Below are 13,188 nucleotides of genomic sequence, written 5' to 3' on the forward strand. Positions count from 1 at the left end.
CCGTGAGAGTAGAATTTCCCGGAAATTTGACTACACCAGTAGAGAGATTGGCATCAATTGGGCCAGAGAAGAAAGCGTAAGATGTAGTATCAGTTCCAGCACCGCCATTAATGGTGTCAAAACCAAAACCACCATCTAGGAAGTCATTGCCATTACCACCAAACAGTTTGTCATCACCATCTCCACCGCTGAGAACATTATTGGCATCATTACCAACAATCGTATCGTTGCCAGCTGTACCAATTAAATTTTCAATGCTGACTAATTTATCCGTGAGAGTAGAATTTCCCGGAAACTTGACTACACCAGTAGAGAGATTGGCATCAATTGGGCCGGAAAAGAAGGCATAAGATGTAGTATCAGTTCCAGCACCACCATCAATGGTGTCAAAACCAAAACCACCATCTAGGAAGTCATCGCCATTACCACCAAACAGTTTGTCATCACCATTCAAGCCTCTGAGGCTATCGTTGTCACTACTGCCGAAGATAACATCATTGCCATTAGTTCCGGAAAAATTAATTGCCATGAGAATTTATCCTTAATCAAGATTAATTGTTAATATTAGGACTTACAGTTTTACAAAAAGACAATTATGTGAATAAGGCTGTAATTTTCTTTTCCACCTACTTTTATGATTGCGATATTTCCTGTTGCTCTGATAACTAAAAAAATAAGTTCAGTCAGCTAGGCAGGAATAGATCGTGAGTGGAAACTACATTTCCAACTTGGAAATAGGAATAAGGGAAAACTTCTTAACATTAGAAGGAGGGCTAATTCATATAACTGTCCATTTATACAGCGTGTAAGTTCTAGATATAAGAATGTTAAGTGTGCGAATCACGCTTAACAGTCACATATTAAGTAATCAGTTTAGTTAGGCAAGATTACGGAAAAAAGAAAAAACTTTATGCAGCTAGCTCCCCTCTTCCCAATTTTCTACCGCATTCTCCAGCCGAGTTTTCCCAACTGCCTTTGGGCTGGAAATCCCGGTTCTAAAACGATCGCACTCACATTTGATGATGGGCCTCATCCTCAATACACACCCGAAGTCTTGGCAGTGTTAGACCGTTACAAGATTACAGCGAGTTTTTTTTGGTTGGGTGTTTGCGTCAACCGTTCACCAGCCATTGCTAAAGCCGTTAGCGATCGCGGACACTGGATCGGATTGCATGGCTACGATCATCGCTCTTTTCCCATGCTTTCCCCAAATGACCTGAAGGACAGTTTAGAAAAAACCCAAGCTGCCATCTACAATGCCTGTAACCTGCAATCGGAACAAGTGCGGGATGTTCGTCCCCCCAATGGCTTCTTTACACCTGCTACTTTAAATTTTTTTTCTCAGTGGAATTACCGCCCAGTTATGTGGAGCGTTGTACCCGAAGATTGGGTGCGACCAGGCGTAACCACAGTGGTACAGCGAATTATGCAGCAGGTCAAAAATGGTTCAATAATTGTTTTGCACGATGGTGCTTGCGGTGGACAAGATGTTGCTGCCACTATTCAAATTCTCATTCCACAACTGCTACAACAGGGTTATGAGTTTGTAACTGTTGATACTCTATGGCAGCAAACTCAGGCTAACTAAAGTATTAGCCTGTCAAGTTAAATAAAAATGTGGTACTGGCGTCTTTAGTACTCAAACTTAGCGATCGCTTATTTACATTTTTTGCATAATTTTGCAAATGTTTATCTGCGATTACGACATTGTAGTGGATAGCGCTTACCCCGCCATGTCGTCCAACCATCTGCTATTTTAGTACGACTGTTGTATTTGAGATACCAGTTATCTTGTTCTGCACCTAAATAACGAATACCTAAATCCTGTTTTTGTCTGCTGGAAAAACGTTTTCCTAGAGGAACCCACGCACTACCGTTATCACTAAACCGCCCGACGAGACGGACACCAGAAGTAGTAGAGCAAACATCACCGTTACAACTAGTTTGTGGGTCATCGACTACTTTCCACTGCATTTTTGCTGGTCTACCGTCAATATTACAATCCCAAAGACCAAAGAACCACTCACCAGCAATTTGACTGGCTTTAACATGACTAGATGCCAATACCAAACTTGCAGGAACAATCGCCAAGCCCAAAAGCCATTTTGTGATGTTTTTCATAATGCTTCACCAATTCCTTAAGCTAATCTAAACTTTTTATTCACTTATACTTTCTATTCACTTATAGATATCAGTATTACTGTTTATGCAGATAATAAAAGTGTAAAGATTTAATATTTTTTGTGCGTAGACTACGACACCTTCTTGTTTATGCAACTGAATGGATTAATCAATTACAAACGGGTGAACTGTTATACAGCAGATTTCAAGGAAAGTGAGGTACACAACTATTCGTCTGTTACCCAGGTATAAAGCGTGTTTTACTCCTGAATTTTGAATTATCGTGTATTTAGCTAACGAATTTCAAAATCTATCTGACTTGAGTGCATTGGTCTTTTACACTGAAGATAATTCAGAACTTCTAAAAGTAAAAATTGAGTGCATTAACCTAATACCAAAACTTCTCCAACTGCGTTTATTGTTGAATATGACCGCAGAATGGCATGAAGATTTTCTTACATTTTCTAGTCGGGAGTATCAGCCTTTAGTGGCTGATATCCCAGTGACTTATGGTAGTTCCTAGAGTTGATGTGCAGCGAGAAAAGCTTCGACTTCAGCAGCAGTAGGTTGAGAAGCGATCGCACCTGGTTTAATAGTAGTTAGTGCCCCAACAGCGCTGGCATAAGTGACAATGCGTTTTGCTGTTTCTGCATCCCGCAAGCTGTGGATACCATACTGACTCAGTTGGTGGATGAATCCTGCCAAAAAGCTATCTCCTGCGCCAGTTGTATCAACTACAGGGATGGAAAAGGAGGGTAATCTGCCTTCGTTCTCACCCAGACAATAAGTGCAGCCGTTTTCCCCATCTGTCACCAGTACTCCCTCAATCGAAGCTAGACGATAAGTGATAGCTCCGGGATCTGCGGTTTCAAATAGCCATTCAGCTTCTTCTTTGGAGAGTTTGAGGAAATCAACTCGCTTAAATAATTCTGGAATTTTTTGATGGGCGATGTTTGGCTCTTTCCAAAATACAGGACGCCAGTTAACATCCAGCACAATTTTTAAGTCGTAATGCTCTGCTAACTCTAGAGCGCGGTTTATTGCCGCTTCACTTTCAGGATAGGCTAATTCCAAAGTACCCAAAACCAGAAAATCTGCTTCTTGAAACAGCGAATCTGACAATTGTTTAGCTTGCAGGCGAGTATCGGCAAATTCTGCGGTATCGTACTGACCAAATCCGGCAAAGGTGCGATCGCCAGCCAGATCCCGTGTAACATAAACTTGCCGCGTTGGTGCTGTGGGATGACGTTGTACTCCCGTAGTCTCTACACCTACATCTTGTAATAGATTGACCAGTACATTTCCTGGCTCATCTTTGCCAACAGCTCCGATAAATCCTGCTGACATTCCCAGCTTGACTAAAGCACAGGCTACATTAGCTGGTGCTCCTCCTGGGTAGGGAGTCCAAGATTTCACTTCTTCCAGCTTTAGCCCTAATTGATCGGCTAAACAATCAAACAAAATTTCACCAAGGCACAAAACACGGGGATTGCTCATCTCATTTTTAATTTTAGATTTTGATTTAGGATTAGGAATTTACAGTATAAAATCTACAATAGTTTTTGCTAATCTGTCGCCAGTCCTTCATAGAATTAAATAGCAATTTTTACTACTCTAGAGCGTATATATGCTTCTCATCTTTGCTTCTTTTAACTAAGTGCTTAAACAACACATTTATCAAAATAAGCTATATTTATTACATAGAGTTTCGCGTGGTTTATATTTTTAGCAACTTGAAATCCAAAGAAAATATTGACAATCATATTACTGCTAACACTTGAAACCCCTACCAAGAAAAGAATCTTCTAGAATTAGAAAGAGCGATTAAGTACATATACCAAGGGAGGATAGAAATAGTCATGGCTGGTGGCAAGTCTGAGACCCCCGTTAGTCTGTCAGACAGAGAACTGCAAATTATCGACTTAGTAGCCGCTGGCTTAACTAACCAAGAAATTGCAGCAAAACTGGAGATTAGCAAGCGTACAGTTGATAACCATATCAGTAATATTCTCACTAAGACTGAGACAGATAATCGAGTAGCCCTTGTCCGCTGGGCTTTGCAGTGGGGCAAAGTCTGTTTGAATGATGTCAATTGCTGTACTCTACCTAACCAGATTGAATAAACAATTTACTAGTAGAAGCTTAATTGCTTTGGTCTAGTAAATTACAAGCCAATTTTGAGTTTTACTGATTGTTCCCCTCCTTACGCCTAAGTTTTCAGTGTGAACACTCTACCAAAAAGTTCCGAGTCCTTCACTCAGCCGGAGTTTATGTAAGTGGAGCCAGCTGACCCTCGGACTCGGAAACTAAAAAGATCAGAATTCCTTTCCAAATTGACTGGGGATTGGGGACTGGAGGAGCAGAGGAGCAGCACTTCGGCTACGCTCAGTGACCAAGCAAGGGGCAAAGGAGCAGCACTTCTCTACGAGAGGCTGCGCCAACGGCTACACTCTGTAACCGATGAAAAGTTGCAGTAAGTCTTTCTCCTATGCACCTCTGCCTCTTATGCCCCATACCCTCACTAAAAAATCATCTACAAAAATTAGCAACAATTCAGTGGTGCAAGCGTTACATTTGAAAGAAATCTATGTTGCCCCATCGGCTTTGGGAGTAGTGTTTCAATGAATACTTCCGCTTCTTTTCAGGGTAGCTGGTCTCCCTTTGAATTTTTTAACTTTAATTTTACGATACCTGTATCTGAGAAGGTTCCAAGTCTGGAAGACCAATCTTCAGACTTTCCGCAACCCACACAAGATGCCGACTTACTCAGACAGCTATCGTTTATTCCAGGATTGAAAGAAATTTTGATGCTGCGGCAGGTTCATGCTTTAGAACATGCTACTGTTTGGGTTCTTAGCGAATCAAAAAGTACCTATTCTGCTCCAGCAGAATCCACTAATGTTCAACTAGATAATGAACTATTAGGCGGTTTATCTACTGAACAGGGATTTTACCTCTATGGTGAGGTAAATATTAGTGATTTGCGGCGTGCAGTCACACTTGCTCGACATCGCATCACCAGTGGAGAATGGAATTTGGCTGTACATCCCCGTTGTGGCACAAATTTATCAGTAGCAATGCTCTTAACGGCTGGACTAGCTGTCGGTGTGCATCTATTGTTACCATTTCGACCAATCGAGCAACTTATAGGTTTGGGGTTAGCAGCAACGACAGCCGCAGAACTCGCACCTGATTTAGGTTCTATGGCACAGCGTTACCTAACAACTGCCATTCCTTTTAACCTAGCAATTGAAAATATTACCCGTACACGCGATGTTTGGGGGCGTGAGGCACATTTTGTTAAAGTAGGCTGGCAAGAATGAAGAGAGGAAGAAGAGATGAGGGGGACAAGATAAAATTTTCTCTCTTGTCTTCTCCATCTACACACACTTCCTACTTCCTACTCCCCTAAAAAAATTATGAGAAAACTTTACTTCTTACTTCCCGGTACAGATAGCAAATTTGCCTGTGGTGGTCTTTGGGCTGAGTTAAAAGCACTTAATCTGGCTCAGAATTTCTGTAGCGCTGAAGTTGTAACTTACCGTCAACGGGAAAAAGATAAGCTTTTTATTGATGATTTGCTAAAAGAAAAAAATTTAAATGATGTAATTTTTGTAATCAGTTGGGGATTTGATATAGCTCAACTCGTGGCTAAACTTAAGCAATATAATGTCGTTTACCATGCACATAGCGCAGGTTATCCGTTTAGACTACCTGCAAGTATTCCAATCATGACCGTTAGCCGCTATACAATGGGATATTGGGGAGAAAAATCGCCCAATTCTCTAATTTATTATTTGCCTAATCAAATTTCTGATGAGTTTCAAAATTTAGGTCTGGAACGAGATATTGATGTTTTAGTTCAAGCTCGGAAGTCTTCGGAATATTTAATTAAAGAATTAATTCCGGCGTTGCAAAAACGTTGTAAAGTATTGGTTGTTGACTCATACATAGAGGATTTACCCGGACTATTCAACCGAGCTAAGGTTTACCTCTATGATTCTGCTGAGTACTGGGCACAACAGCGTGTTAGTGAAGGATTTGGTCTACAACCAATGGAAGCTCTTGCTTGTGGCTGTCAAGTATTTTCTAGTGTTAACGGTGGACTAGCTGATTACTTAGATCCTGGATTTAATTGTTATAAAATTGCTGGATATTCGCAAGAATATGATGTGCAACGTATTCTGAAGGTGGTTGGATCTTCAGTAGTTTTTAACTTATCTGAAGATTTTTTAGTTGAGCATCGGACTGAAAATATTATTAAGCGTTTCCAAGTTATTTTGGATGAGTTAAATGAGTTTTTTGACCATAAAATACAGCAGCCATCTAATATTAAGGATTTGACTAAAATACGGATGGCGAAATTACTTGCTCAGAGGATATATGGAAAGCTGAGGAAGAAATTTTTTAAGTAGTATAAATCATCACAAACGAATCGCAGAGGCGCACAGATCGCAGAGAGAAGAGGGGAAATTGAATGAATCGGCGGTTATTAGTTACTGGGGGTGCGGGGTTTATTGGGGCGAATTTTGTGCATCATTGGTGTCAGGTTTATCCAGACGATCGCGTGGTGGTGTTAGATGCTCTTACATACGCGGGAAATCGTCTGAATTTGGCGCTGGTTGAGGGCAGAGAGAATTTTCGGTTTGTGCAGGGGGATATTTGCGATCGCACCATCATAGATAACCTATTAGCAACGGAAAATATTGATACCATCGCCCATTTTGCCGCTGAATCTCATGTCGATCGTTCGATTCTTGGCCCGGCTGCTTTTGTGCAAACTAATGTGGTGGGAACTTTCACCCTACTAGAAGCTTTTCGGCAACATTGGGAAGCGAAAGCACAACCATCTAATTATCGTTTCCTGCACGTTTCTACTGATGAAGTTTACGGTAGCCTGGGCGCAGATGACGCAGCTTTTTCTGAAACCACACCCTACGCGCCCAATAGTCCCTATTCAGCTTCCAAAGCGGGTAGCGATCATTTAGTCCGTGCTTATTATCATACTTATCAACTTCCAACTATTATCACAAATTGCTCTAATAACTACGGCCCTTATCAGTTTCCCGAAAAACTAATTCCCCTAATATGTATCAACACTTTGATCGGGAAACCATTACCTGTTTATGGTGATGGTAAAAATGTACGGGATTGGCTTTATGTGGGCGATCATTGCCGTGCTTTAGATGTAATAATCAATCATGGTCAACCAGGAGAAACATACAATATTGGTGGCAATAATGAGGTGGAAAATATTAACCTCGTGCAACTTTTGTGTCAAATGATGGATGAATTAGCACCTGATTTACCAGTACATCCAGCAAAGCAGTTAATTACTTTTGTTAAGGATAGACAAGGACACGACAGGAGATATGCAATTAATGCCAACAAAATTAAAACTCAGCTTGGTTGGACGCCTTCAGTAACAATTGCTGAGGGTTTACGTTTAACAGTTGAATGGTATCTCAATCATCGTGATTGGTGGGAACCTCTGCTGTCTGCGGAATATCAAGCTTACTATCGCAAAAATTATCTGTAACCCACATTCTGCACCCAATAGCGTTACCATCGATAATTACTGTTGTGATTCACCCTGCCGATGGAGGCATGATTTTTTGTGGCGTGAGAAAATATTTCAGCGCTTTGATAATGAAATTGACGTTTTCAAGGCGCGGGTTGCCATTGCTGGATTTGGAATCTTCAACTGCTTTCAATAAATTATCAGGCTGCCACAGTTTATCTAGATAATGACTATCCTTGAATATAAGGGAATCAGATAAACGTAAATTGCCAGCAGGTGTTAAGATGCTGCAACCAGAACAAATATTACAAGATCGTTATCAAATCCAGCGCCAACTCGGCAACAATGGAATTCGTCAAACTTGGCAAGCATTGGATTTACAAGCCTCTGATGGCGAAAATTCGACCGTTGTGGTCAAACTTTTGGCCTTTGGCGGTACTGTGCAGTGGGATGACCTGAAACTTTTTGAGAGGGAAGCACAAGTTCTTAAACAGCTAAATCATCCCCGCATTCCTCGATATATAGATTATTTTTGTATTGACGATCGCACACTTTGGTTTGGCTTAATACAAGAATATATTCCTGGTGAGTCGCTTAAGGATAAACTTGCTGTTGGCAAAAGGTTTAGTGAAAAGCGAGCGAGAAAAATTGCTGTTGAGGTTTTAAATATTCTCACCTATCTACATGAATTGAATCCAGGGGTGTTGCATAGAGATATTAAACCGAGTAATTTAATTTGGGGCGAAGATAATCAGATTTATTTAGTTGATTTTGGCGCAGTTCAGGATAAAGCGGCAAGAGAGGGCGTTACTTTTACCGTTGTCGGTACTTATGGTTATGCCCCAATGGAACAATTTGGTGGTCGAGCGGTTGCGGCTTCAGACTTATATGCACTGGGAGCGACTTTGATTCATTTGCTCACTGGAACTTCTCCTTCTGATTTACCCCAGCAGGATTTGCGACTGCAATTTACAGACCGAGTTAACCTCAGTCCCAGTTTTGTCAGTTGGCTACAAAAGTTGATAGAACCCGCTCCCGAACAAAGATTTACTAGTGCTAACCAAGCGCTAAATGCTCTCAAATCTGGTTTGACTGTCACATCTGCAAACAAGAATCAGCTTTTACCGCTAAAAGAAATAATCAACAATTCTGGATGCGGGATCAATAATCACAATGAAACAGTTCCAGAGGAAATTCTCGGTTGGAATTGGGGTGCTTTTCTAATGCCTTGGTTGTGGATGTGGCCGAATCAAGTGTGGTATGGTTTATTCTGTTTTGTACCTAATGCTTGGTGGGTAATGGCGATCGCACTCGGTGCAAAAGGCAATGAATGGGCTTGGAAAAGTAGGCAGTGGCGCAGTATTGAACAATTCAAAGCCCATCAGAGAGGCTGGGCGATCGCTGGTATTCTACTTGGAGCGCCTATTAGTATTATGTTATGGGTGCGAGCGATCGCTTTACTAAAATCTGTATTTTAAGGCAGTCTTTTGGGTAAATATCAAGCGAAGATTTTTTAGGCAGATAAGTATAAGGCTTCAACAAATGGTTCAAATTCTTCAAGGAAAAGATACCACCTTAGCCCAACTGATTGATGAATTTGACCTACAACTTGCAGAGGACGAAGATTTTTTTTCAGAGTGGCGGCATGATTTAGCTGAGTTGAGTGACTTAGAAAAGCAATCTCTCAACGAAGTCAAGGCAGAATATTTGCATCTATCGAAATATCCTGTTTTAGAACCTGTAGTCAAAATGGTGGTGCTATCTCCACTATTACGTTTAGCAGGTTTTTATCAACCGCCTTTCTACATTGCCTCAGAACAAGAGGTAAAAATCTCTTCTGAAGACGAAGGCACGATTATCAGAGGACGTATTGACATATTGGTGTTCCATCCTCCATTTTGGATTCTCGTTATTGAGGCAAAACGAGCAGAATATTCTTTGGAGGTAGCAATTCCTCAAGCATTAGCTTATATGTTGGCTAATGCTAGTAATGATAAACCTACATTTGGTTTTGTAATCAATGGTCGGGAATTTCAATTTATTAAGTTGACGAAACAGGGTACACCGAGATATGCATTATCTTACACACTGTCACTAAATCGTGGGGATGACCTACATACTGTTGTCAAAGTGTTAAAACGCATAGCTCATTTAATTCGTAATTCGTAATCTTGTCGGTGCGTTATGTCATTGGCTAATGCACCATCCCAATACTTTAGATATTTTACGCGTAGGCGTAGCCCGTCGTAGACATCGCTATAAAACATATCCCTCTCCGACTCGGAGAGGGACAGACTTGAACTTTAGTTTATGGCAGGGAGAGGTTTGTCGAACTCACGTTAAGTTGACTACCCTACCAACTCCATTTCTAACTACTAACTTGCGATTCAACTACACCCACTGGACAAGATACATTTGTCCCTCCCAAACCACAATACCCGTTGGGATTTTTAGCCAGGTATTGCTGATGGTAAGCTTCAGCGTAGTAAAATTCCGGCGCATCCAAGATTTCTGTAGTAATCTTGCCATAACCTGCGCTGTTGAGGGCTTGCTGATAAGCTTCCCGCGATGCTTCTGCTAGCTGCTTTTGGTTTTCGGAATATACGTAAATTCCCGAACGGTATTGAGTGCCAGTATCATTACCTTGGCGCATTCCTTGGGTAGGATTGTGGCTTTCCCAAAAGACTTTCAGCAGTTCGGCATAACTAATCACTTTGGGATCGAATACAACCAACACCACTTCATTGTGACCGGTTCGCCCACTACATACCTCTTCATAGGTGGGGTTGGGTGTTAACCCAGCAGCGTAACCGACTGCGGTCGTATAAACTCCTTTAAGTTGCCAGAATTTGCGTTCTGCACCCCAAAAACAGCCCAAGCCAAAAATTGCTTTCTCTAATCCTTCGGGATAAGGGGGTTGTAAAGGATTCTTGTTGACATAATGAGCCGCAGGTACTGACATAGATTGTGCCCTTCCTGACAAAGCTTCTTCAGGTGTGGGCATAACTGACTTTTTGCCAAATCCAAATAGTGCCATTGATTTTGATGATATATATCTTTACCTTATTTACTATTGTAGGACTTACGCAGAAGAGATCCCCCAACCCCCTTAAAAAGGGGGCTTTTAAGATTCCCCCCTTTTTAAGGGGGGCTAGGGGGGATCAAGCTTTCAAGTTTTCAGTGCGTAAGTCCTGTATTGTAAAGATTCTGGCGATCGCTTGGGATTTTCTCAGAGTCTCTCTGCAAAGTGTTGACCTTTACAGAAACAATCCTGAAATCAAGCTCTTTCCTTGAGCGCCTGTTTAGCAAACCTACTAACTCTGCCTTGCGAATCATTGCTTAACCGCTCCAAAATTGAAATCGGTGTATTGATATTTATGGCTACATTTGCCCGAATACTGTAGTCGGCATGAACTGCTAATTGTTCTAGCAAATAGACGGGGGTATTGGGATGAGCAGCGATAGCGCCTAGACCACTAATCGTATTTGCATGTTGCGTTTGGTTGATTTTTAGATAAAGCTTCTCCAGCCCATCTGAGGGTGTATTGGGGTTTTTAGCGAGATTTCTGAAAAAATCAATGCTTACAAATTTAGCTTGATAGTCTATAAGTGCAAGCAGCATAGTGGGTGGTGTTTTCAAAGACAATGCGATCGCATCCACTACAACATATTCATTCATCTGCAACAGATTTTCTAACACTTTTGGCGTGATGTCAGAACGTTTTAGCAATTCAAGCGCACTTTCTTTATACTGTTGAATTTTGGCTCCATTGATTGGCGAGACTCGCTGACGTTGCTTAACCAAGAACTCTGCAAAAAACTCTATAACGGTAGAGGTTGCATTGGGATGGCTTGCGGCTTTGAAAGGTACATCTTCATCTGTATCCTGCGCGAGTTTTTCTAAAACCTTTGCAGGAGTTGAGGGATGAGCAGCAACCAATCGCCGGACAGAGGCTCGTCGATCGCTGGCTAACTGCTCTAGCAAGTCGATGGATGTTCCAGGTTTTCCCTCGATAAAATTGATGATGGCGATCGCAGTTTCTGAAACATTTGGATGGTTCTTGACCAGATCGCGAATTTCTTTCTCATTTTCTCCCGCTAGTTTTTCCAATATTGCGCTTGGTACTTGAGGATTTCGAGCAATTGCTTTATGCATCGAAAAATTTCTCCAATCTGCAAACGTATTGAGCAGGGATAAGGGTGCTTTGGGGTTCTGAGCGATCGCCATTTGGACATTGCTGCTTCCACCGCATAGTTGAAGCAATAACGATTCAGAAGTGTTCGGATTTTGAGCGATCGCGGTAAAGAGTTCATCGAAATCAGATTCATCAGAATTCTCGTCATCGCAGAAAAGAGGCGGGTTTTCTACAAGTTGTTCCAGGATGTGAAGAGGTGTCTTTGGATTCCCAGCCACAGCACAAAGAATTTCCTCATCCTCGATTTTGGATAACTGAGCGATCGCGCTTTCACTAGTTGTTGTGCTACGCGCTAAAGAGAGTCTAACAAAATGACTCTCAGGATTTTCCAACAGCAAAAGATTAAAAATCGGGTTCGCCGTAATTGCGTCTGGAAACTCCTTACCTAATTTCAGCAACATTTCCGTGGGCGTATTCGGATTTCTAGCTACAGCCTCACGAACTTCTGGCTGAGGATGTAAAGATAGCTCCTCAAGCACTACAACCGAAGTGTCAATAGCCGAGGCTAATGCAAAATCGTTGTCATCAAGCATAATCAAGATTTTTCTAGATATAGAATCAGTTTTCCCAAAATCTAAGGACACTTTTAGATTAGACTTTTACGAAACTTCATTAATATTACGAATACTTTTCAAGAGGAACTTGGTGTTAAAAGCTACTCATGGATAAAATACCGAAAATTGACCGCCAAAGGGAGCATCAAGCCAACGAACGTACATTTCTGGCTTGGCTACGCACTTCAATTGCATTGATTAGCTTTGGTTTTGCGATCGCGCGATTTGGTATATTTCTGCGCCAGTTGAATATTACTATTACTCAACAAGAACCCCCGGTAAGTCCATTATCTAGCTCGGAAAATTTGGGTGTTGCTTTGGTAATTTTTGGAATTTTGACTATTGCCTTAGCTGCATGGCGATACAACCAAGTTTTCTGGCAAATTGAAACAGGGAACTATAGACCAAACAGGTTAATGGTTTGGATAATGGCTGGAGTTGTAATTATTTTGGGATTTTTCTGTATTCCTTTGCTCCTATGGCGGGATAAAGTACCTTCTCGTTCTCCGCTTCCCATTCAACCACAGTCCCGAAATTTGCATTAAATACAGCAGGAGTCAGAATACACTTCTTATACGGACGCATTTTTTGTAAGTTTTTTGCCGATCCTCAATCAATCTTAGGGTAGGTGTAGCCCAACCCAGGTATCGCTCTATGTCTGCCCAATTTATTAGACCTCTTGCAAAAGTCCCAAATACGTGGGACAAGTAGGTTAGAGTTGGGTAGCATTGATGACATACGAACAAGTAAAAATCTTAAAGCCAGAAGACTTTAAACGCTTGTGTGGTGTACGACC

14 protein-coding genes are annotated in these 13,188 nt (G+C 41.5%); 9 read left to right on the forward strand and 5 right to left on the reverse strand.

Features of this window, described 5'->3' with window-relative positions; translation table 11 throughout:
* Nucleotides 1–529 (reverse strand): calcium-binding protein (locus AC1F2U_RS33725; RefSeq protein WP_480265100.1); only part of this gene is annotated, 529 nt, incomplete at its 3' end.
* Between the two features lie 381 nt (nt 530–910).
* Here AC1F2U_RS33725 and AC1F2U_RS33730 point away from each other — a divergent pair.
* Nucleotides 911–1,588 (forward strand): polysaccharide deacetylase family protein, encoded by a 678-nt coding sequence (locus AC1F2U_RS33730; protein WP_480265101.1) that lies wholly within the window; start codon nt 911–913, stop codon nt 1,586–1,588.
* A 101-nt stretch (nt 1,589–1,689) separates the two neighbouring features.
* Here the strand turns inward: AC1F2U_RS33730 and AC1F2U_RS33735 are convergent, their stop codons facing one another.
* Nucleotides 1,690–2,121, reverse strand: a complete 432-nt coding sequence (locus AC1F2U_RS33735; protein ID WP_292816760.1) for a DUF6006 family protein — start codon at nt 2,119–2,121, stop codon at nt 1,690–1,692.
* Between the two features lie 283 nt (nt 2,122–2,404).
* On the opposite strand from AC1F2U_RS33735, the gene AC1F2U_RS33740 reads away from it, so the two are divergent.
* Nucleotides 2,405–2,644: a hypothetical protein gene (locus AC1F2U_RS33740; RefSeq protein ID WP_480265102.1), complete on the forward strand. Its 240-nt coding sequence runs from the start codon at nt 2,405–2,407 to the stop codon at nt 2,642–2,644.
* On the opposite strand, the gene AC1F2U_RS33745 is transcribed toward AC1F2U_RS33740, so the two are convergent.
* A complete protein-coding gene (locus tag AC1F2U_RS33745; RefSeq protein ID WP_480265103.1) occupies nt 2,641–3,618 on the reverse strand; it encodes a carbohydrate kinase family protein in 978 nt (325 codons plus the stop codon). The genes AC1F2U_RS33740 and AC1F2U_RS33745 overlap by 4 nt on opposite strands.
* 362 nt (nt 3,619–3,980) lie before the next feature.
* Here AC1F2U_RS33745 and pedR point away from each other — a divergent pair, with 362 nt between their 5' ends.
* The 6 genes from pedR (at nt 3,981) to AC1F2U_RS33775 (ending at nt 9,811) form a co-directional block, all read left to right on the forward strand.
* Entirely contained in the window at nt 3,981–4,244 is a 264-nt protein-coding gene (pedR, locus tag AC1F2U_RS33750; RefSeq protein ID WP_292870113.1) for a photosynthetic electron transport-dependent transcriptional regulator PedR, read from the forward strand.
* Nucleotides 4,245–4,742: 498 nt separating this feature from the next.
* Nucleotides 4,743–5,444, forward strand: coding sequence for a DUF6391 domain-containing protein (locus AC1F2U_RS33755; protein WP_480265104.1), 702 nt, complete (start codon nt 4,743–4,745; stop codon nt 5,442–5,444).
* A 96-nt stretch (nt 5,445–5,540) separates the two neighbouring features.
* Nucleotides 5,541–6,536 carry a glycosyltransferase gene (locus tag AC1F2U_RS33760; protein WP_480265105.1) on the forward strand — a complete coding sequence of 332 codons (996 nt, stop codon included), beginning with the start codon at nt 5,541–5,543 and terminating at the stop codon, nt 6,534–6,536.
* Nucleotides 6,537–6,598: 62 nt separating this feature from the next.
* Nucleotides 6,599–7,660: a dTDP-glucose 4,6-dehydratase gene (gene rfbB / locus AC1F2U_RS33765; protein WP_480265106.1), complete on the forward strand. Its 1,062-nt coding sequence runs from the start codon at nt 6,599–6,601 to the stop codon at nt 7,658–7,660.
* A gap of 266 nt (nt 7,661–7,926) precedes the next feature.
* Nucleotides 7,927–9,120 (forward strand): serine/threonine protein kinase, encoded by a 1,194-nt coding sequence (locus AC1F2U_RS33770; protein ID WP_480265107.1) that lies wholly within the window; start codon nt 7,927–7,929, stop codon nt 9,118–9,120.
* A 64-nt stretch (nt 9,121–9,184) separates the two neighbouring features.
* Nucleotides 9,185–9,811: a type I restriction endonuclease gene (locus AC1F2U_RS33775; RefSeq protein WP_480265108.1), complete on the forward strand. Its 627-nt coding sequence runs from the start codon at nt 9,185–9,187 to the stop codon at nt 9,809–9,811.
* A gap of 199 nt (nt 9,812–10,010) precedes the next feature.
* Here the strand turns inward: AC1F2U_RS33775 and msrA are convergent, their stop codons facing one another.
* A complete protein-coding gene (gene msrA / locus AC1F2U_RS33780) occupies nt 10,011–10,679 on the reverse strand; it encodes a peptide-methionine (S)-S-oxide reductase MsrA (protein ID WP_480265109.1) in 669 nt (222 codons plus the stop codon).
* A 240-nt stretch (nt 10,680–10,919) separates the two neighbouring features.
* Complete coding sequence (locus AC1F2U_RS33785; RefSeq protein ID WP_480265110.1) at nt 10,920–12,371, reverse strand: hypothetical protein; 1,452 nt, start codon at nt 12,369–12,371, stop codon at nt 10,920–10,922.
* A 128-nt stretch (nt 12,372–12,499) separates the two neighbouring features.
* Here AC1F2U_RS33785 and AC1F2U_RS33790 point away from each other — a divergent pair, with 128 nt between their 5' ends.
* The gene (locus tag AC1F2U_RS33790) at nt 12,500–12,937 is read left to right on the forward strand and encodes a YidH family protein (RefSeq protein ID WP_480265111.1); all 438 of its coding nucleotides are present in this window, start codon (nt 12,500–12,502) and stop codon (nt 12,935–12,937) included.
* Nucleotides 12,938–13,188: the final 251 nt, after the last annotated feature.

The organism is Nostoc sp. LEGE 12454, from assembly GCF_056620565.1.